Origin of the sequence: Acinetobacter sp. AOR34_HL (genome assembly GCF_027854795.1) — a bacterium.
In the GTDB taxonomy this organism is placed as follows: domain Bacteria; phylum Pseudomonadota; class Gammaproteobacteria; order Pseudomonadales; family Moraxellaceae; genus Acinetobacter; species Acinetobacter junii.
Genome location: NZ_JAKTID010000052.1, coordinates 1 through 21,446 on the forward strand (window position 1 = coordinate 1; position 21,446 = coordinate 21,446).

General features: G+C 39.7%; 17 protein-coding genes and 4 tRNA genes. 11 read left to right on the plus strand and 10 right to left on the minus strand.

Annotated features, from left to right (window positions below):
- Positions 1 to 263: 263 nt before the first annotated feature.
- Entirely contained in the window at positions 264 to 1,151 is an 888-nt protein-coding gene (locus MKL32_RS08935) for an SDR family NAD(P)-dependent oxidoreductase (protein WP_270900418.1), read from the minus strand.
- A gap of 247 nt (positions 1,152 to 1,398) precedes the next feature.
- Positions 1,399 to 2,676 (minus strand): O-acetylhomoserine aminocarboxypropyltransferase/cysteine synthase family protein, encoded by a 1,278-nt coding sequence (locus MKL32_RS08940; RefSeq protein ID WP_075696017.1) that lies wholly within the window; start codon positions 2,674 to 2,676, stop codon positions 1,399 to 1,401.
- A gap of 297 nt (positions 2,677 to 2,973) precedes the next feature.
- Between MKL32_RS08940 and ettA the strand changes: the two genes are divergently transcribed.
- Positions 2,974 to 4,635: an energy-dependent translational throttle protein EttA gene (ettA, locus tag MKL32_RS08945; protein WP_004909725.1), complete on the plus strand. Its 1,662-nt coding sequence runs from the start codon at positions 2,974 to 2,976 to the stop codon at positions 4,633 to 4,635.
- Positions 4,636 to 4,680: 45 nt separating this feature from the next.
- Here the strand turns inward: ettA and MKL32_RS08950 are convergent, their stop codons facing one another.
- The gene (locus tag MKL32_RS08950; RefSeq protein WP_042891757.1) at positions 4,681 to 5,058 is read right to left on the minus strand and encodes an SEL1-like repeat protein; all 378 of its coding nucleotides are present in this window, start codon (positions 5,056 to 5,058) and stop codon (positions 4,681 to 4,683) included.
- A 192-nt stretch (positions 5,059 to 5,250) separates the two neighbouring features.
- Here MKL32_RS08950 and MKL32_RS08955 point away from each other — a divergent pair, with 192 nt between their 5' ends.
- From MKL32_RS08955 to MKL32_RS08990, 8 genes are all read left to right on the plus strand, one after another.
- Entirely contained in the window at positions 5,251 to 5,640 is a 390-nt protein-coding gene (locus MKL32_RS08955) for a cation efflux protein, CzcI-like (protein WP_333724609.1), read from the plus strand.
- A 319-nt stretch (positions 5,641 to 5,959) separates the two neighbouring features.
- A complete protein-coding gene (locus tag MKL32_RS08960) occupies positions 5,960 to 6,571 on the plus strand; it encodes a methyltransferase family protein (protein ID WP_004951496.1) in 612 nt (203 codons plus the stop codon).
- 139 nt (positions 6,572 to 6,710) lie between these two features.
- Positions 6,711 to 6,881, plus strand: coding sequence for a hypothetical protein (locus MKL32_RS08965; RefSeq protein ID WP_169040464.1), 171 nt, complete (start codon positions 6,711 to 6,713; stop codon positions 6,879 to 6,881).
- A gap of 132 nt (positions 6,882 to 7,013) precedes the next feature.
- Positions 7,014 to 7,418: a cation efflux protein, CzcI-like gene (locus MKL32_RS08970; protein WP_004683448.1), complete on the plus strand. Its 405-nt coding sequence runs from the start codon at positions 7,014 to 7,016 to the stop codon at positions 7,416 to 7,418.
- 56 nt (positions 7,419 to 7,474) lie between these two features.
- The gene (locus tag MKL32_RS08975; RefSeq protein WP_270900419.1) at positions 7,475 to 8,902 is read left to right on the plus strand and encodes a TolC family protein; all 1,428 of its coding nucleotides are present in this window, start codon (positions 7,475 to 7,477) and stop codon (positions 8,900 to 8,902) included.
- A 2-nt stretch (positions 8,903 to 8,904) separates the two neighbouring features.
- Positions 8,905 to 10,137, plus strand: a complete 1,233-nt coding sequence (locus MKL32_RS08980; protein WP_075696020.1) for an efflux RND transporter periplasmic adaptor subunit — start codon at positions 8,905 to 8,907, stop codon at positions 10,135 to 10,137.
- Positions 10,127 to 13,291 carry an efflux RND transporter permease subunit gene (locus tag MKL32_RS08985; RefSeq protein WP_249570959.1) on the plus strand — a complete coding sequence of 1,055 codons (3,165 nt, stop codon included), beginning with the start codon at positions 10,127 to 10,129 and terminating at the stop codon, positions 13,289 to 13,291. The genes MKL32_RS08980 and MKL32_RS08985 overlap by 11 nt, the downstream gene beginning before the upstream one ends.
- A gap of 127 nt (positions 13,292 to 13,418) precedes the next feature.
- Entirely contained in the window at positions 13,419 to 14,354 is a 936-nt protein-coding gene (locus MKL32_RS08990; RefSeq protein WP_004909708.1) for a cation diffusion facilitator family transporter, read from the plus strand.
- Positions 14,355 to 14,382: 28 nt separating this feature from the next.
- Here MKL32_RS08990 and MKL32_RS08995 read toward each other — a convergent pair whose 3' ends face one another.
- The gene (locus MKL32_RS08995) at positions 14,383 to 14,721 is read right to left on the minus strand and encodes a hypothetical protein (protein ID WP_004909706.1); all 339 of its coding nucleotides are present in this window, start codon (positions 14,719 to 14,721) and stop codon (positions 14,383 to 14,385) included.
- 232 nt (positions 14,722 to 14,953) lie between these two features.
- Here MKL32_RS08995 and MKL32_RS09000 point away from each other — a divergent pair, with 232 nt between their 5' ends.
- Together MKL32_RS09000 and MKL32_RS09005 are read left to right on the plus strand one after the other, a co-directional pair.
- The gene (locus tag MKL32_RS09000) at positions 14,954 to 16,576 is read left to right on the plus strand and encodes a hypothetical protein (RefSeq protein ID WP_262579342.1); all 1,623 of its coding nucleotides are present in this window, start codon (positions 14,954 to 14,956) and stop codon (positions 16,574 to 16,576) included.
- Positions 16,577 to 16,751: 175 nt separating this feature from the next.
- Positions 16,752 to 17,684: a hypothetical protein gene (locus MKL32_RS09005; protein WP_004909701.1), complete on the plus strand. Its 933-nt coding sequence runs from the start codon at positions 16,752 to 16,754 to the stop codon at positions 17,682 to 17,684.
- Positions 17,685 to 17,722: 38 nt separating this feature from the next.
- Here the strand turns inward: MKL32_RS09005 and MKL32_RS09010 are convergent.
- The 6 genes from MKL32_RS09010 to gltX all read right to left on the minus strand — a co-directional run bounded on the left by MKL32_RS09010 (position 17,723) and on the right by gltX (position 21,388).
- Positions 17,723 to 17,798 (minus strand) — tRNA-Glu (locus MKL32_RS09010).
- Between the two features lie 37 nt (positions 17,799 to 17,835).
- Positions 17,836 to 17,911 (minus strand) — tRNA-Glu (locus MKL32_RS09015).
- A 217-nt stretch (positions 17,912 to 18,128) separates the two neighbouring features.
- Positions 18,129 to 19,535 (minus strand): amino acid permease, encoded by a 1,407-nt coding sequence (locus tag MKL32_RS09020; RefSeq protein WP_004909664.1) that lies wholly within the window; start codon positions 19,533 to 19,535, stop codon positions 18,129 to 18,131.
- Positions 19,536 to 19,647: 112 nt separating this feature from the next.
- Positions 19,648 to 19,723: transfer RNA gene (locus MKL32_RS09025), tRNA-Glu, on the minus strand.
- Between the two features lie 22 nt (positions 19,724 to 19,745).
- Positions 19,746 to 19,821, minus strand: a tRNA-Ala gene (locus MKL32_RS09030).
- Between the two features lie 58 nt (positions 19,822 to 19,879).
- On the minus strand, positions 19,880 to 21,388 hold the full coding sequence (gene gltX, locus MKL32_RS09035) for a glutamate--tRNA ligase (protein ID WP_004909661.1): 1,509 nt from the start codon (positions 21,386 to 21,388) through the stop codon (positions 19,880 to 19,882).
- Positions 21,389 to 21,446 lie beyond the last annotated feature (58 nt).

Here is a 21,446-nt window from a genome sequence, read left to right on the forward strand (position 1 = left end):
CCAATGATCAAAAACTTCATTGATGACTTTATTCTCGATAAAAATCATCTGCTACCACAGAGAATCTATAAATAATAGTGCGTAAGTCCTATATACATGAAACTGATCTGAAATTGGCTTTAGAAAAAACCAGTCGTTGGGTCGGACAACAGCCGAAATCTGCTTAGATAATCAACACCCTGTGGATAAGTCTGGATTTATACACATTGTATTTTTGTACATAAAAAAGCCTCCGTAGAGGAGGCTTTTCAAATTATCGCAGATTACCAGTGTTCGCCTGGGAATAAGCGCGCATAAGCACGTTGGATTAGATTTAATTTCTCTTGCTTACCCACTGATGCTGTCGAGCTAGGGAATAAATTAAAGCCAATCGACATCAAAATATTATTTACATCCGGTGCAATCGCATAAGTAATTGATGCGAGACGACCTAAGTTGGTTGCGATCTTTTTCGGACGTTTCACAATCGCATAAGCAATCAAGTCTGCTGCTTGTTCAGGAGAAAGCGTCGGTACATATTTATAGATTTTAGTTGGTGCAATCATTGGGGTACGCACTAACGGCATATAAATCGAAGTGATTGCAATTTTGTGTGAGTGAACTTCAGCAGATAAACAACGGCTAAATGCATCCAATGCCGCTTTAGACGCTACATAAGCAGAGAAGCGGGTTGCATTTGCAAGTACACCAATCGAACTGATATTGATGATTTGACCGTCTTTACGTTGCATCATGTGTGGCAAGATATTCAATACCAAACGTACTGCACCGAAGTAATTTAATTGCATTGTACGTTCGAAATCATGGAAACGATCAACAGACTCATGTACAGCACGACGAATTGAACGACCTGCGTTATTCACTAAAATATCGATGTGATCAACAGCAGCTAAAATTTCTTTTGAAACTGCATCAATTGATTCCATGTCGTTAAGGTCACATGGAAAAACAGAAGCTTTTCCACCCTCAGCTTCAATCTCAGCTTTGACTTCATCTAATTTTTCTTTAGTACGAGCAAGCAACAATACATGAGCGCCAGCTTGAGCAAGATATTTTGAAACTGTTAAACCAATACCACTTGATGCACCAGTAACAATGATTGTTTTACCGTCGACTTTTTGTTGAAAAAGTTTTTTAAGTTTTGCGTTCATGTACGTGTCCTACATTAATCAAGCTGTTGTTTGCATTGCCGTCATGGTTGTGATTAGGCACTGCACTTTATTTTGTATGTATATTAACCGATATTTTTTGTTTGTCTAGTGTAAATGTTTGAAATTTAATATCTTTTTAGAATAAAACTCTAAAAAAATAAACCGATATTTTAAAAATGATATTATATTTTCCGAATTTTGCATAGAAAAAAAGCCCTATGTTAAGGGCTCATTGATTTCATTGAATTTAAACCTGAGCAAGCGCCTGTTCAAGGTCGGCAATCAGGTCATCAATATGCTCAATGCCAACAGACAAACGAACGAGATCTTCACTCACGCCTGCAGATTGAAGTTCTTCTGCATTCAATTGGCGATGAGTTGTAGTTGCTGGATGGCATGCCAAACTCTTTGCGTCACCAATGTTTACGAGACGAGTAAACAACTGTAATGCATCAATAAAACGAGTTCCTCCTTCACGACCATCTTGAACTCCAAAGGAAAGGATCGCAGAAGGTTTACCTTTCACGTATTTTTGTGCCAATTTATGCTGTGGGTGGTCACTAAGACCTGCATAGTTCACCCATTTTACTTTTGGATGTTGTTTCAGATATTCGGCAACTTTCAGGGCATTTTCGGTATGACGTTCCATACGTAGGTTTAGGGTTTCTAATCCTTGTAAAATCAAAAATACACTGAGTGGGCTAATTGCAGCGCCAGTATTACGTAATGGAACGACCCGCGCACGTGCGATATAGGCGGCTTCACCTAATACTTCGACATAATTCACGCCGTGGTAGCTTGGATCAGGAGTATTTAAAGTTTTAAAACGTTCAGGATATTTACCCCAAGGGAATTTCCCACTATCCACAATAATGCCGCCAATGCTGTTGCCATGACCACCGATATATTTAGTGAGTGAATGAATTACGATATCGGCACCAAACTCAAATGGTTTGAGTAGAGCAGGTGTTGCCACTGTGTTATCAACAATGACAGGTACACCATATTCATGGGCGATTTTGGCAATTGCTTCGAGGTCAATAATATTACCAAGTGGATTACCAATCGACTCAACGAAAACTAACTTAGTTTTGTCGTCAATGATTGAACGTAGTGCTTCTGGGTTTTGATAATCAAAAAAACGAACTTCGATGCCTTGCTTAGGCAGAGTATGAGCAAATAAGTTGTAAGTACCACCGTATAAAGTAGATACGGATGCAATATTATCTCCAGCTTCAGCAATCGTTTGAATCGAATAGGTAATTGCAGCCATTCCTGATGCTAGTGCCAAAGCGCCAATCCCACCTTCCAGTGCAGCGATACGTTGCTCAAGTACTGCTGTGGTGGGATTCATGATTCGAGTATAAATATTGCCTTGAACTTTTAAATCAAATAAATCGGCACCATGTTGAGTGTTATCAAAGGCATAAGATGTTGTTTGATAAATTGGAACAGCCACTGCTTTGGTGGTTGCTTCTGGTGAATATCCCGCATGAATGGCTAAAGTTTCATCTTTGTATGTCATGGTTACATCATCTTCGTGAGTTAAATAATCAGCGAGTGTAGCCTAAAACTTATCCAAAATGGTGCATAAATTATGCGATTTATAGCGTTTTTATTCATATCTATAGCAAGATGTGGCTGCATAAGACTTGGTGTATTTGTTTAATGAAATTGCGTAATGTCTTGAAAAAGAAAATGCTTTTAATTGGCACAAACAAAATCTAACTTAACTTCATGTTGATTGGGTTTTCAGCGTATAATACGTGCGATTATTTTTCGCTTTTTGCGATGTATTGGTTTTTCAATTGAGGAGTCCTGCGTGGCCCAATATATTTATACGATGAACCGAGTGTCGAAGATGGTTCCGCCTAAGCGCGAAATCTTAAAAGACATCTCTTTATCATTTTTCCCAGGTGCAAAAATTGGTGTGCTTGGTTTAAACGGTGCAGGTAAGTCTACCTTGCTCCGTATTATGGCGGGCGTAGATAAAGATTTCTCTGGTGAAGCTCGTGCACAACCTGGAATCAAAATCGGTTACTTAGAACAAGAACCGCCACTTGATCCTACTAAAGATGTTCGTGGAAACGTTGAAGATGGCGTACGCGAGGCACTTGATGCTCTAGAACGTCTTGATCAAGTTTTTGCTGAATACGCTGATCCTGATGCTGATTTTGATGCACTTGCAAAAGAGCAAGAAAAATTAGAATCAATTATTCATGCTTGGGACGCACATAATCTCAATAATCAACTTGAGATTGCTGCTGACGCATTAAATCTTCCTGCTTGGGATGCTGATGTTACTAAACTCTCAGGTGGTGAGCGCCGTCGTGTAGCATTGTGTCGTTTATTGCTTTCTAAGCCAGACATGTTGCTTCTAGACGAACCAACGAACCATTTAGATGCTGAATCAGTTACTTGGTTAGAGCGTTTCTTAAAAGATTTCCCTGGTACTATTGTTGCGATTACGCATGACCGTTATTTCTTAGATAACGTGGCTGAGTGGATTCTTGAACTTGACCGTGGACATGGTATTCCTTATCAAGGTAACTATTCTTCTTGGTTAGAGCAAAAGAATGCGCGTTTAGAGCAAGAACAGAAACAAGAAGAATCTTTTGCTAAAGCATTGAAAAAAGAACTTGAATGGGTTCGTTCAAATGCGAAAGGTCAGCAAAAGAAAAACAAAGCGCGTATGGAACGTTTTGAAGAGCTTAACTCTAAAGAATTCCAACAGCGTAATGAAACGTCTGAAATCTACATTCCACCTGGTCCACGTCTAGGTAATAAGGTTGTAGAAGTTGAAGGCATCAGTAAATCGTTTGATGGTCGCGTATTGTACGAGAACTTAAGCTTTACTGTACCGCCTACAGCGATTGTCGGTATCGTTGGTCCAAACGGTGCAGGTAAGACGACGTTATTCCGTATGATGACTGGTGAGCAGCAACCTGATACAGGTACTGTGACATTAGGTGATTCGGTTAAAGTCGCTTATGTTGGTCAGATCCGTGACACCCTAGACAACAATAAAACTGTTTGGGAAGAAGTTTCTGGTGGTTTAGATATCTTAAAAATTGGTGATTACGAAATTGCATCACGTGCATATATCGGTCGCTTTAACTTTAAAGGTCAAGATCAGCAGAAACGCGTAGGTGAATTGTCTGGTGGTGAACGTAACCGTTTACAACTTGCCAAGATCCTTCAAATGGGCGCTAACGTAATCCTCCTGGATGAGCCATCAAACGATTTGGATATCGAAACTTTACGTGCACTAGAGGATGCTATTTTGGTATTCCCTGGTACAGTGATGGTAGTATCGCATGACCGTTGGTTCCTTGACCGTATTGCAACGCATATCTTATCGTTCGAAAACGAACAACCAGAATTCTATACTGGTAACTATGCAGAATACGAAGCATATCGTCAGTCACGTTTAGGTGAAGATGCGGCTCAAAAACGTACCAAATACAAAAAAATTAGCGGTTAATTTCTGCTAATAAAAAAACCAGCCTCAGGGCTGGTTTTTTACAACTTATGAAAATGCTATTTCACTAAAAGCATTATATAAATAGGCTCTCGCTTTAGGATGACCTAATGAAACAGCCCTATCCAGCCAATATTGCGCTTTCCTATAATCTTTGTCTAACCCCAAGTCACCATGTAAATAACTTTCACCTAATTTAAAAGCTGCTTCTGCATCGCCTCTTAATGCTGCTCGCAAATAATACCAAACTGCATTTCGGTCGTTGGAGGACTGTTTTAGAGATTGTAACGTTTGATGTTCATGTGTTGCTAATCTCTCAAAGTAATGTGCTTTACTTATCTCAGACTTTGCATCAGGAAGATCTTGGTGATCTATAAGGTTTACTATAAAAGAGTGAGCCGATTGTTTGAGTTGTTTGATATTCATATTGGCCTCCCACTTTTGTGTCTTTTTTATACTATAAAGCTTTTTTACTAAAATGTTGTAATTTTATTTATTTCATCAGTTTGATTCTAAATTAATTAAAATTTTGACGAATGGTTTTTTATTACAATGTAATTTTATTACATCAAGCTTACTTGATATAGTCTACATATTATTTGAACATTTGATATAAAAGTGCGCCATTCTAGTATATTTATGACCGTCTTACTTAGCTTATTCATATTCCAAAGTATTTGGAACGTGGCGGCTGCGTATTGTGCTCATGAACAGATGATAGAACCACTTACTATAACGACTCATTTTGGTCATCACGACATTGACAAATCTTCAAAGAATCAAGATGCTTTCGCAATTACTGAACAAGATTCTGATCCAGTTTTGACAGTCAATCATCATGATCATTTACCTTCGTGTTTTCAGCTTGCCGTGTTCAATCAACAAAATGATGTTGAATACATTTTATCTCAAATATATGAATTAAAACAAAAATATACTTGGCTGAACTTCTATCAATCCCCTGATTTGTTCATTTCAGACCCACCTCCTGTCTTTACCCTGCTATAGGTGGGGTAGCCGAAAAATAACCCACCAGAAATAGGTCTATTTCAAAGGGTTATATTATGCTTAATTATTTATGTAAAAAATACTCTAAATATATGGGTGGGATTTTCTTTATATTAAAGAAACCTTCATTGAATTTAGTTTATTCGTTGTTTCTAGTTGATTATTACAATGGTAAATATCACTTTGTATATGATAGGTATTTACCAAATGGTTTATTTAATAATGCTATTAGGGTTGTTGTTTTAAATGCATTCAAATATCAAGTGAATAATATATTTTTCAAAAAATTAAAATATTTGATTTTTGGAGGTATTTATTCATGAGTTATTTACTTTCATCTAAAATTAGAACGCTAAGTTCAAGATTTATCGGTTTTTTCCTTCTAATAATAGTTGCATTAAGTTTAAGCAAATGGCATTTTCATGCTTCATTAATCGGGTATTTTTTATGGTTGATGGGGTGGTTATTTGTAGGTGTTGGAGCAATGGGGAGGATTTGGTGCAGCATTTATATTTCAGGGTATAAAAATAATAAATTGGTAATGGAGGGTCCATATTCATTATGTCGCAATCCATTATATCTATTTAGTTATTTAGGTGGTGTGGGGATCATGTTTTTAACTGAAACATTTTTATTCCCATTGATATTCACTGTTTATTTTCTGATTTATTACCACTATGTGATTAGCCAAGAAGAAAAATTTTTGAGCAAGAAATATGGGATGAAGTATTTAGCGTATATGGATCGCATTCCTCGGTTTATTCCGAGTTTTAAAAAGTATACAGAACCTGAATGCTATCAGATTTCGCCTAAACATTTTCGGATTTTCTTGGTGCAGGTAGTCTGGTTTTTTTGGATTGCAGCACTGGTTCAATTATTTGAAAAGCTTCGGCTTTTAGGTGTGATCCCATCTATTTTTAGGTGGTTTTAAGCAACTGTTTTTTAGTTTTATTTTGGTCTTGGTAAGAGTTATCTAAGCTTCAGAGCTTACTCAAACTAAGGCTGTTTATCTGATTTGGTTATTGGCGTTTTTCCAATAATTGATGAATTTTTTGAATAGGGTCTGAATTATGTTATCTAAAGTTAATCTAAAGTTATGTGCCTTAGTTTTCTGTCTTTTTGCTGGCACAGCGCACGCTGATGGCGGCTTGTTGTTCTTGGAAAAGAATTTACAAGCGCAAAAGGAAACGAAAACCAAGCAAGTCAATCATGGTGAGCAGTTAAGTGCTCAACAAAAATAAGATTGAACATGAATTTAGTAATTAAAGGTCAGCAATGTTGGTTTTTATTTAAACTGACCGAAATGTAATTTTATTACACTGACCTTACTTGCTATAGTTCATCTGTGCAATTTTTATCTTAAAGAGTAACCTTTGCAGCGTTCTAGTATTTTTATTACCGTCTTGCTCAGTTTGTTCATGTTTCAAAGTCTTTGGAACGTGGCGGCTGCGTATTGTGGACATGAAAATATCAATACGACAAATAGCAGCGTGGTTACGCACTTTGGTCATCATGTTCCAGAAAGTTCTATTGCATCGACTCATTATTCAGTGGTTTCCGATCAGGAAGCCTCTGATTTACCGATGTCTTTGAATTTACAGGATCACCATGATCATTTGCCATCCTGTTTTCATGTTGTGATGATTGAAGCACAGCAGCAACTTGATGAACCTTTGCTTAGAGTCAAAGAATTTAAGCAGAATTATATTTGGTCGAATTCCTACCAATCCCCGCATTTATCTAGATTAAACCCACCGCCGCTTTTTACCCCGCTATAGGTGGGGTAGCCGAAAAATAGCCCACCGCAATTTTCCTTTATTTGCGGGGCTTCATTATGTCTTCCAGTTTTAATCAGCGTAGTAATACGCATAGGTCGTATGCACTAAAACCAACTGCTTATGCGTTTTCATCAAAATGTTCAGTACTTTTGCTAACACTGGCAATGGTGATTTCTAATCAATCTGTGCAAGCAGAGTCATTGTTGGATGCCAATCAGTCACCCAATCGTGCTATGCAAAGAAATGCTAGTTTTGATCAGATCCTTGAACAGATTCGTAGCTATCAAGCGAATCAGTCGAGTTGGCAAACACAACAACAGATGGCGAGTGCACAGCTCAAACAAAGTGCTTTATGGGCCAATCCAAGTATTTCAGTGGAACAAACAGGCTTTCAAAGTAATAAAGATCAAGAGCTCGCAATTGGTGTTTCACAACCTTTGGATCTTTTTGGTCAGCGTCGTGCAGCGCAGAAAGTCGCTCAACTTTCGGCAACTCAAGTTGATTTAGAACAGCAACGTTACAATGCAGAGCTAGATTTGATTGTGCAATATGCATGGTCGCAAGTGGCGTTATTCCAATTAGAAAAGTCATTGATCGCAGAACAGTTGCAAGTGAGTCAGCAAAATTTAGATGCCACTTTAAAACGCTATCAGGCCGGTAGTATTGCTCAAGTTGATGTCGAACGTGTGCGTATGGCTCATTTAGAGAATCAGCGTATTTTTCAGCAGGCTGATTTACAGCTGCAAGTCGCACAGAAACAGTTAGCCAGTTTCTGGGGCAGTGATGCGAATCAATTTATGATTGCACCAACTGTCAATGAGCTTTGGGCAAGAGCCACAGCTGTGAAGACTGATGAACAAAACATTGAGAATTTGTTTGAGCGTAGTTTGCAATTAGAAACACAACGTCAACAAGCCAATATCGAGCAGCTCAAAGCAAAATCTCGTCCTCAGCCGATTATGACCTTAGGGGTGAATCGGACTCGATCAGCAGATCAAAACACTGAAAATCAAATTCGTTTAGGCGTTGAGATTCCTCTTAATATTTTTAATCCACAAAAATACGGTATTCAGATTGCAGAGGCTAAACAAACACTGATTCAACAGCAACAGCGTTTCTACCGTCAACAAAATCAGATGGATATCGATGTTCGCCTAGCAGAATTACGTGGCTTACACATGCAATTTAAACAGCTGAATGATCAGCAGGTGCCCTTGGCAACTCAAGTTCAGCAAAAAACCTTAGAAGGTTTTCGTCTTGGTAAATTTGCTGTGACTGACGTGCAGCAAGCGACGACTCAATTACAAGATGTTCGCTTGCGTAAAGTACAACTCCTTAAACAAGCATGGCAGTTGAGTGTAGAAGTTCAAAGTGCGCGTATGGGTCTTCCTGTCGAGCAAATCACAGCCAAAGATGCACTGATGCAATTGAATCAACGTGTTTGGCAACAAAGTAATTCATTTCCAAACCAATTAGGAGAATAAACATGGGCAACACATTAAAAACACGTTCTCAATGGGTTTGGATTAGCATCATTATTGTTGTCACAGGAATACTTGCTGGAGCTGTGTTATGGGGTTCAAAAGCTGAAACCACTGAGAATGCAGAGCAAGAGCATGCCCATCAAGAAAATGAAAAAGAAGGTGCTGAAGGTGAAAAAGAGCAGACAGAAGAAGAGGAAAAACTCACCCTGACCAATGAGCAAATGCAACAGCAAAACGTCAAACTTGCTCAAGTTGCTTTGGGAGCAGTCAATCAAGTTCAGACCTTTCCAGCAAAAATAATGGTTAATACGGATCGACAAGCACACGTTTCGCCGAGTTTTGCAGGGCGAGTGGAGTCTGTGTATGTTGAATTGGGCCAGCAAGTCAAGCGTGGTCAAGCCCTAGCAAATTTGTTGGTACCCGATTTAGTCGATCAACAAGCCAATTTACAAATTGCGCAGACAAATTTGGATTTGGCAAAACAAGATTATGAACGTGAACGCAGTTTGTGGTCGCAAGGGATTTCTGCAAAACAAGATTATCAGCGTGCTTATAATGCCTATCGCCAAGCGCAAATTCAGGTGCAAGCCGCTCGCTCACGTTTAACAGCTTTTGGTGCAGGTTCGAATTCTAGTGGTCGTTACACTTTGACAGCACCGATTAATGGTGTGATCAGTAATAAAGATATTGTGATTGGGGAAAATGTCCAACTTGCAGATCAGTTGTTCACTATTGATCAACTCGATCAACTTTGGTTGGAATTTGTTATGCCAACGGTGGCGAACGTTAATGTTCAGCCAAATCAACAAATTCGCTTCAAATCTTTGCAAACGGGCAATCAATTTAACGCACAAGTGCAAAGTCTTACGACTGAAGCCGATGCACAAACAGGGCGTTTACAAGTACGTGCTAAAGTATTGTCAAATGCAGCCGAATTACGTCCAAATTTGATGGTGAATGTAGAGCTACAAGTAGGCTCAAAACAGTCGGCTATCCGCGTCAGTGCACAGGCGATTCAACAGGTTGAAGGTAAAGATACCGTTTTTGTTGCAAAAGCAAATCAAAACAAAGGCTTTGATTTTGTTGCAGTACCTGTGCAAGTTGGACAGCGTACCCAAGATGGACAATGGGTTGAAATTACCCAAGGTTTAACAGCAGGTCAATCTTATGTGGCTGAAGGAAGCTTCTTGCTGAAATCAGAGCTTGAGAAAGGAGAGGCTGCGCATGGACACTAATTCCTCTCAATTGCCGAAGCCAGAGGGCTTATTTGATCGCATTATTCAATTTGCGATCCGTAATGCGATTTGGGTCATGTTGTTTGTGATGACGTGGATTGCGGTTGGGATATGGAGTTATCAAAAACTGCCGATTGATGCAGTGCCAGATATTACCAATACCCAAGTGCAAATTAATACCCAAGCCAATGGTTATACAGCTCTCGAAGTCGAACAGCGGATTACTTATCCGATTGAAACCGCCATGGCAGGGATTCCAAACTTAGAGCAAACTCGTTCAATATCACGTTATGGTTTATCGCAAGTCACTATTATTTTCAAAGATGGCACTGATATTTACTGGGCGAGACAGTTAATTAATCAACGTTTGCAAGAAGCCGATGGGCAGTTGCCAGATGCAGTTGATCCACTCATGTCACCTGTTTCTACGGGCTTGGGCGAAATTTACCAGTGGGTGATTAAAGCTAAACCTGATGCCAAAAAAGAAGATGGTACGCCATATACTGCTATGGATTTGCGCGAGATCCAAGACTGGATTGTGCGTCCGCAATTGCAGCGAGTGAAAGGTGTTGCTGAAATCAATAGTATTGGCGGTTATAACAAAACCTATATCGTTTCTCCTGATTTAAAACGTTTGCAGCAGCTTCAAATTTCACTGACAGAGTTTCAAACAGCTCTACAGGAAAATAATGAAAACCGTGGTGCGGGATTTATTGAGGAAAATGGTCAGCAGCTTACTGTCCGTGTTCCAGGCATGTTGAGCACTGTTGAAGATATCCAAAATATTACCGTAAGTGTCAAAAATGGTTTACCCATACGTGTAGCCGATATTGCAACGGTTGCGATTGGGCATGATTTACGTACGGGTGCTGCAACCTATAATGGCGAAGAAACGGTATTAGGTATCGCCATGATGATGATGGGCGAAAATAGTCGTACTGTTGCCCAAGCGGTAGATGCAAAAATCCAAGAAATTCAGCCGACTTTGCCGAAAGGGGTTGAAATTGAAACGGTTTATGATCGTACCAGTTTAGTAAATAAAGCCATTAAAACTGTTCAAAAGAACTTAGTTGAGGGTGCGATCCTCGTCATCGTGATTCTCTTTGTGTTCTTAGGTAATTTCCGTGCGGCTTTAATTACGGCCTGTGTCATTCCACTTTCGATGTTGTTTACCTTAACAGGAATGGCTGAGCAAAATATTAGTGCCAATTTGATGAGCCTAGGTGCATTGGACTTCGGGATTATTGTCGATGGTGCAGTGGTGATTGTCGAAAACTGTATTCGACGGCTCGCAGAAGCACAACATCATGCAGGTCGATTATTAACACGTCGTGAGCGCTTTAAAGAAGTATTCCTTGCAGCCAAACAAGCACGTAAGCCGTTACTGTTTGGACAGGCGATTATTATTGTTGTGTACTTGCCGATTTTTGCATTAACAGGTGTAGAAGCAAAAATGTTCCATCCAATGGCGATGACCGTGGTGATGGCATTGCTTGGTGCCATGATCTTATCGGTGACTTTTGTTCCAGCGGCTGTGGCTTTATTTATTACAGGTGAGGTGAAAGAAAAAGAATCTCGTTGGATGCAAGCGCTGAAAAGAAAATATCAACAAATCTTAGATTGGGCATATCAATTTAAGATGGTGGTTGTGACTTTAGCGGTGAGTATTTTAGTTTTGACTGGTGTATTGACCACGCAAATTGGTAGTGAGTTTGCACCACAATTGAGTGAAGGGGATTTTGCTTTACAGCAAATGCGTTCTCCAAGTACAGGTTTGGAACAATCTTTAAGAATGCAGGAAAACACTGAAAAACTAATCTTAAAGAATTTCTCAGAAGTTAAAGCTGTTTTTGCTCGAACAGGTACGGCTGAAGTTGCAACGGATGTAATGCCACCCAATATTTCCGATGCGGTGATTTTATTAAAACCACGAGATCAGTGGGAAAATCCAAAGGAAACTATTGATGAGTTACGGACACGGATGCAGGCATTTCTGGAAAATATTCCAGGCAACAACAGTGAGTTTTCACAACCGATTGAGCTTCGCTTTAATGAGTTGATTTCGGGTGTACGGAGTGATGTCGGTATCAAAGTTTTTGGTGATGATATGGAGGTGCTCAATACACAAGCACAAGCAATTGCTCAGAAAGTACAAAAGATCTCAGGTGCAACAGCGGTCAAAGTTGAACAAACTAGTGGTTTACCTGTGTTAAATGTAGATATCAATCATGCACTTGCAGCGCAATATGGCTTATCTGTGAAATCGATTCAAGATGTTGTTGCAGCGAGTGTCGGTGGTCAGAATGTCGGTCAGATTTTACAAGGTGACCGCCGTTTTGATTTTGAAATCCGTTTACCTGATAGTCAACGTACAGCACAAAGCCTTGCTCAACTACCAATCCAATTGCCTAATGGTGGTTTGATTCAGTTGCAAGATATTGCCAAGGTGGAAACCATTTCAGGTATGAATCAGGTCGGACGTGAAAATGGTAAACGTCGTGTCATTGTGACTGCCAATGTAGAAGGGCGTGATTTGGGTTCATTTGTCCAAGAGTTACAAGCAACCCTTAAACAACAACCTTTGCCTGCGGGATATTGGTTGGAATATGGTGGGCAGTTTGAGAATTTGGCTTCTGCTGCAGCACGTATGCAGATCGTGATTCCACTCGCGTTAATTACCATCTTTGTTTTATTGATGGCTGTGTTCCATAACTTTAAAGAAAGTTTATTGGTCTTTAGCGGCGTGCCATTCGCATTGTCTGGTGGTTTGGTTGCACTTTGGCTTCGAGATATTCCTCTGTCAATGTCGGCAGGTGTGGGATTCATCGCACTGTCAGGTGTCGCTGTATTGAATGGTCTTGTGATGCTGAGTTTTATTAAAGAACTTCGTGAGCAGTTTGATGTGCATAAAGCCACATGGCAGGGAGCAATCTTAAGATTACGTCCTGTATTAATGACGGCTTTTGTTGCTTCGCTTGGCTTTATTCCAATGGCAATTGCGACTGGTACTGGTGCAGAGGTGCAACGTCCTTTAGCAACGGTGGTGATTGGTGGGATTATTTCATCAACTTTACTGACCTTGCTCATTTTACCAATCGTTTATCGTTGGATGAATGAGATGAAATCCAGCAAAAGTCAGGAAAGCACCATTTAATCTATTTATGTTATCTTCTGAGTAAAGCATTTTATTAAGAAGAAACTAAACCAGCCAAAGCATTTCAACTTTGGCTGACTTGTAAAACCCCTATGAGTTTTACGCCGATAATGATAAGGAGTCCAACATGAGTGGACATCAAGGGCATGATCATAGTCATGCTGTCGTCACTGAAGGCAACGCAAAAAAATTGACGATTGCGTTGGTGCTGACAACAACATTTTTAATCGTCGAAGTTATTGCGGGTTTAATTACACAAAGTTTGGCATTGCTGTCCGATGCAGCGCATATGTTTACTGATGCGGCAGCACTCGCGATTGCTTTGGCTGCGATTAAAATCGCTAAACGTCCAGCAGATAATAAACGCACATTTGGTTATCAGCGTTTTGAAATCTTGGCGGCGTTATTTAATGCTTCCATGCTATTTTTTGTTGCAATCTATATCCTTTACGAAGCTTATCAACGATTTACACAACCTCCTGAGATTCAGAGTGTAGGCATGCTTATCGTTGCGTCTTTGGGTCTTGTCATTAATCTTATTTCCATGAAGATTTTGATGTCGAGTGCAGCCGAAAGTTTGAATATGAAAGGCGCTTATTTGGAAGTGTTAAGTGATGCACTTGGCTCAGTTGGTGTGATCATTGGTGCGGTCATTATTTACTACACCAATTGGTATTGGGTTGATACGATTATTGCCGTTGCAATTGGGTTTTGGGTGTTACCAAGAACTTGGATTTTGCTTCGTCAAAGTATCAATATTCTCCTTGAAGGTGTACCTGAAGAAGTGGATATTGAAAAACTGCGTAACGACTTATTGGCGTTACAGGGTGTTGAGAGTATTCATCAACTTAAGGTTTGGGCGATTACCTCAAAGAATATTCATCTGACCGTACATTTATTTGCACCAAATGCTGATCGTAAGCAATTACATCAAGCTGCAACTGAAATGTTGGCACATGAACATGGTATAGCTGAGGTGACATTACAAATTGAAGATGATGCTGAAATGAACTGCCAGCATACGCATCAACATGCCGAACAAGAACATTCACATCAGCATTGAGCTGATGTGAACTTTTCTATTTTTTAAATTAATTCTGCCATTCGTGGTTACAATCACGACATTTCCAATGCTTTTGCGCTTGCATAAAGGCTTGCATTGAAATTTTAAAATCTGGAAGATCACGCCAAAATAGAACACCTGCAATTACACACACAGCAAATACAGCAACTGTCGCAATTTGTAAGCCTTGTCCTGCACCGTTTCCAAAAATCCACATCCCAATACTAATTAAGACAAGGATCAGTAAAATAAAGATCGCTGGAACTAATAATACTAAGCTTTTAGGTACATTGGGACGAGGGCTATTTGCACCCTGACTGACAGGCATAATTTTCACGCTTTGACATTTAGGGCAACGGTATTGCATAGATTTATCCTATAGGGTTTTGCTTATTTTAGCGAAAATTGTGAAAAAGCTAAAATGTTGTGGCTATGAAATTGTTTTATTTACTGATTCAGTTGTAGGTATGCCAATTCTAGAGCAGTTTGAATAATTTGATTGATATATTTTGCACTTTGTCTAAAGCTATTCGCTAAGCAGTATTCAGCCATGCTAATTTGAGTTGAAGAGTTACCGAATAGTCATTCGAAGAATACGTATGTTACCGACTAAAATTCTAAAATTACGTTTATCACGCATTCAAAAAGGTAAAGAGCATCTTTCCACTCAAGATAAATTGATGTTGGTGAGTATGGAGAGTCCAGATCTGAGTGCTAACTTTTTGCTGCGCTTATTTAAGATGTCTTTGCCCAAGCAATGGAAGTTTCATTCAGAGACTGAGGAAGATGTCCTGTATACACGTCAACTCATTCAGTTGATCGAAAACGAATTTATCCCTGCCTATGAGTTTCATGCCCGAAAACATGCTTGGTATGAACAATGTCTAGAGTATCAGCTTAATTTTTTAGTGACCGAACCTAATCAGCAACAAATTAATCATTATTTAAGGCAATTGGATCAATGTTTGGATCAACAGCCAAAATTGGATTTATTGAGATATTTTTACCAGCAATATCCTACAGTTCAGCACGCTACAGCATTAGCTAAATCATATGCTGGAGCCACCGAATATTCAAAGGCGATCGAATTGTATGAATGGGCAGCACAACAATCAACACAACGTAATGAAGTTGCTTTTTATAGTTACATCGAGTGTCTCGTTCATCGAAACCAGTCTGAGTACAAAAAAGGTATTAGCGATGTTGAGCATGCGATTGATTTATTGTGTCGATTTGAAAAGCCAATAGATGAAAAGAGTTACAACAAAATATTAGACCAATCAATTTCGAAGTTACTACCATCTGCGATCTTGGAATCACGAAGTGCGGAAACCAGTGTATTTGCAGATGTTGGGCGTGGTTTAAACTCACTGGGTAAAACTTTAGGAGGAATTTTTGGAGCAAAAGACTTAAATATTCCTTTGAGTAAAGATGTGATAGCCAGTGCACCCCAACTGCTCAGTACAGATCAAATTATAACGAGTTTAGAGCGGACTGCTACGCTGCAACAATCCTTTAGACGATGGATTGGAGAAGAGCAGTTTCAGCACTATTTAAATCATGATGCAGGATTATTGACTAAATTTTGGTTAGAAATGGAAGCTGATCCTGCATCAATCGAGACATTATCTGATCCTTTTTCTCGACTACAGCTGCTCGAACAATTGGCTTCTTCAACACGTCGTCTAGGAGAGCTGCTTGATTTAGCAGATATTCAACTTATTTTAGATCAAGGGACCAATGCATATTTCGGTGAGTTCCGTTTGAATAAGCAACATCCTGATAGAGAGCAGCTGTTTGTGCAACGTGAGAAAATTGTAGATGAGATGGCTCAATTTGCACATTGGTTTTATGAGCATATCCTCACAGTATATTGTGATCAGCAATTGAAGCTCTTTGAGCAAATACAGAAAACATTGTTGAAACAACCGACTGAGCAAGCTTTGTGGAGTGCGCTGTTTGCTTACCAATTTGAGCGACAGAGTCGAGCGCAAAGATTGATGGAATGGATGCAAGCAAAGCTTGAGAAAACAAATGATTTTGAAAAAATACAAGCGGCATGGGTTGCTTTAAGAGAATGTCGATCATTTAGCGATAACGACATTCCAAGCAAAATAGCCACGATACAACAAGAGCTTGCACAATATAAGGCTTTATTGGAGCAGCAGAAACAGCAGATCGATCAGGATGAATTGAATATCGTTCATAAAGATGAGGAGTAGAATTTAGACGCCATCTAGAGCTAAATGTTGATCAGGATTATTTATTTCTGTGCAACAAAAATACGCAAATTGCTCTAGATAGCATGCTAATCTACTTAAAAACGTCTAATAAGTTCAGAAAGCAGATCGCAGCTCATTTGTATTGAGCCAGTAAAAAGGGAAGAGGGAGAGCATCTTGAATCGACAAGATGATAAAAAGGCGATGTTTGATATTATGCCTGCAGACAATGAAGTGACTGCGAAACCATCTTTATCACGTCGGCTAATCAATAAGACATTACAACATGCACAAGATGCAGTTGAATTTGCTAGTGATACCTCGCGAAATATCGCAGGTGTGGCGGATGCGGCATTAGATGCATTGGATCATGTTACACATCATACGAAACGTGGTGTGGAAGGTGTACGCAATACTGTGCGAGACATGGTTTCGGAAACCAGTGAAGCTGCTCGTCAGGTTGCATTAGCAATGGCTAGAGCATCTTTAGGCAAAAGTAGCTTAACGCTTTATTTACCTGAAATGTTGCTCAATAATCAAATTCGTAAACGCATTGACCGTACCGAAATCGACGATATCAAAATCGAATGCGGTAATGATCGTTTTCATATCGAATTGGATGGGCACTATCGTCGTTTTTTGTATCGTCTGTCGCTTGAATTCAATGTTTTAGAGTGTCGGATAGGACAAGAAAAATATTTACGCTTGCGTCAGGTCGATGAGCATCTTGATTTACAAGTTCGCCATGCTGGAACTTTAACAAATTGGGCAACACGTCGTGTCGGCAACGTGAGTTTTGAGCTGATTAACTCCCTACCGATTCCATTTCTGATTAATCATTTGGTTCGCGATATACCTGGTATTCAAAAAGAGGGACATCGCTTGTGGTATATCGACCTTGAAGAAGCTGGATTTATTGATTTCATTAATAACCGTTCATGGATGGTCGATAAATTATTGAGTTTGACTGACTTTAGTATTTTGCCAGGATTAAACATTTTACAAGAAAGTCGAGAGTTGGTTCAGCAATTAGTAGATCAATTCGAGATTCGAGGCTTGCGCGTACAATCAGGTCGTTTAGAAGTACAAGTTGGGATTGGAAGCGAATAAGAAAAAAGCCACTGTCGATGCAGTGGCTTTTTAGAATTTGGCGTCCCTACGGGGATTCGAACCCCGGTTACCGCCGTGAAAGGGCGATGTCCTAGGCCTCTAGACGATAGGGACTTATATGAGGCATACATCTGAAAACAATAATAAATATTGGCGTCCCTACGGGGATTCGAACCCCGGTTACCGCCGTGAAAGGGCGATGTCCTAGGCCTCTAGACGATAGGGACGTTTCAGAGGTGGGCGTATATTAGGGTGAATTAGGTGGGGTGTCAAACACTTTTCTAAAGAAAAATTAAAAAAAATAAATGAATGTTTAAAAATAAAGCGCATTGTGGAATAAATAATCAAAAATAAGGATTTAAGAGATAAAATGCGATTTAGATGATGATTTTTATACCTAAATAAAAAATGCAGCTTATTTAAGCTGCATTTTTGTTTGCCGTCTTATTTTTGATCACGATAAAAGACATAGTGACTTAAGTAACATGCCGCAATGAATAATAAACAACCAATAAAGCCCGCCTGCATTTCAGGATCTGCTGCCATACTTAAACCAGTAATGAAACAGAACACAAAACCTAAAATAGGAACGATAGGATAAAGAGGAGCAGCAAATTTTAAATCTTTTGCTGTGTATCCAGCTTTATACCATTGGCGTCTAAAATTAAATTGACTCCAGCAGATACTCATCCACACGATCACCATCGTAAATGCAGCGATTCCAAGTAGATTTTTAAAGATCGTTTCAGGTGCAAAATGTTCAGATAACAATCCTGGTAGAGCACCAAACATCGTCACGATAAGTGCAATAATTGGCGTGCCACTTTTAGACAGTTTAGAAAAAACTCTCGGTAATTGACGTTGATCAGACAAAGACCACATCATACGAGAGGCTGCATACAAACCTGAGTTTGCTGCAGAAAGAAGGGCAGTGATAATGACAAATCGAATAATGTCGTCTGCGTAAGGAATGCCAATATAGTTGAATACGGTAACAAAAGGACTGCTACTGACGCCTTCACCACCCAATCCTGCAATTTGGAATGGTAATAATGCGCTGATCACAATAATTGTACCAACAAAGAAAATTAGCAGACGCCAAATTGCCGCATTAATAGCTTTAGGTACATTCACCGCAGGATCTTTTGTTTCACCAGCAGCGACACCGATCAGTTCTGTACCTGAAAAGGCAAAATTCACAATTAACATCGTGGTGAAAATTGGTAAAAGACCTTCTGGGAACCAACCGTGAGCAGTTAAGTTGTGAAATAAAGGTGCTGATTCAGAACCTTTAAATGGGATTAAACCAAAAATTGCCAGCAGGCCAAGAAGAATAAAGGCAATTACTGTAACAACTTTTACTAAAGCCAGCCAAAATTCTGATTCAGCAAAAATGCGTGTTGAACTCATGTTGAGTCCAAAAATAGTTACGGCAAAGATAATCGTCCATATCCACATAGAAATATGAGGAAACCATTCTTGCATTAGTAGTGCTGCGGCAGTAAATTCTGTGCCTAATGTTGCTGTCCATGTCAGCCAGTAGACCCATGAGATCATATAGCCTGTGCCTGGACCAATATATTTTTGAGCGTATGCGCCAAATGATCCTGCGACAGGCATGTGTACTGCAAGTTCACCTAAGCACAACATCACCATATAGGCGATCAATCCACCCAAAACGTAGGCGATAATTGCACCTATTGGTCCAGTTTGGGCGATTACTTCACCAGAACCCAAAAACAAGCCCGTACCAATTGCACCGCCAAGAGATAGCATGACTAAATGGCGCGTGCTCATCGAACGTTTTAATGTTTTTGATTCTGAATTCGAATTTGAGTTGGAAGATTGCATACGACAATTTGTCCACGCATAGAGAAGCGGCTATTTTATGGAAAATTATGAAATGTGCAATCTGATTAAGAGAAAGATTGAGAGAAAAATATAATTATTAGATAAAAGAATTTGGCGTCCCTACGGGGATTCGAACCCCGGTTACCGCCGTGAAAGGGCGATGTCCTAGGCCTCTAGACGATAGGGACAGATGAGGCAACACAAAATGTTTGGTGGAGCCAAGCAGGATCGAACTGCTGACCTCTACAATGCCATTGTAGCGCTCTACCAACTGAGCTATGACCCCAGTTTGTGTGAGCGCAATATTAGGTGGATTACGCTCACACGTCAATGATTAAACGGACTTAAGTCTCACTATTTGCATCATTTTTCGGCAATTTTAGTGATTCATTTAACTTTTCCCACACTTTCAGTTCTTTCTTGCTAGGCGCACCTACGATCTCTAGAGCATGGCGTAGTCGAGCAAAAGTTAAATCTGGACCCAAAGTCACCATTGCTTGCATTACAGGCGTAGAACTTGTTGAACCTGCTATTGCGATAAAGAAAGCAGGCATGAAATCACGTAGTTTGATTTCCATTTGATTTGCCAAATCCATCAAAATTTGACTGACAGTTTCATTGTTCCATGTGAACTGGCTTTCTAAGCGCCAAATCGCAAATTGCAAGCTTTGACGAACTTGTTCTTCTGTCAATTTCTTGCTTTCAAACTGCTCTTTGTTGATTTGAGGCATATGGTTGAAATAGAAACCTGCCCAATTAACAGCTTCAGACAAAAGATTAATACGTGGCTGAATCGCCGCTGCAATATCTTCAAGTGTTTGGCGATCAGACTTCCACGTCAACAAACGATCAAGGAGTTGTCCTGGTGTTAATGATTTGATCCATTGACCATTAAGCCAATTGAGTTTTTCTACATCAAAAATTGGTCCACCAAGTGAAACACGCTGCACATCAAAGTTTTCAATCATATCTTGTAGAGTAAAGACTTCACGTTCGTCAGGCATAGACCAACCCATGCGCCCTAAATAGTTGAGCAACGCCTCTGGCAATACACCAATGTCACGATAGTAGTTGATAGATGTTGGATTTTTACGTTTAGAGAGCTTTGACTTATCTGGATTGCGAAGTAAAGGCATGTGACAAAGCGTTGGCATGTCCCAACCAAAGTATTGGTAAAGTAATTGGTGCTTAGGTGCAGATGGTAGCCATTCTTCACCACGTAAAACGTGAGTGATTTCCATTAAATGGTCATCGACAACATTTGCAAGGTGGTAGGTTGGTAAGCCATCAGTTTTCAATAGCACTTGCATGTCTACTTGTGCCCAAGGAATTTCAACTTCACCACGTAATAGGTCATTGATTTTACAGACACCCTCTTCTGGAACTTTCATGCGAATGACATGAGGTTCACCAGCTGAAAGACGACGTTGTACTTCTTCTTGAGTTAATTTTAAGCCACGTCCATCATATTTAGGTGTTTCACCACGTGCTTGTTGTTCAGCACGCATTTGGTCGAGTTCTTCTGCTGTCGCAAAACAGTAAAAAGCATGACCTTTTTCCACTAATTCAAGTGCGTATTGTTTGTAGATACCCATACGTTCTGATTGGCGATACGGTGCATGTGGTCCACCAACATCAGGACCTTCTGACCAGTTAAGTCCAAGCCAACGTAAAGAATCTAAAATCATTTTTTCAGATTCTGGGGTTGAACGAAGTTGATCCGTATCTTCGATGCGTAAAATAAACTCACCGCCATGCTGTTTCGCAAAGCATAGGTTAAAGAGAGCGATATATGCAGTTCCTACATGAGGGAAACCAGTAGGAGAGGGAGCAATACGAGTACGGACTTTCATAAGTGATCGAATTTAAAATTAGAATTGAAACTATTATAACGAAAAAGCCTAGTCACGG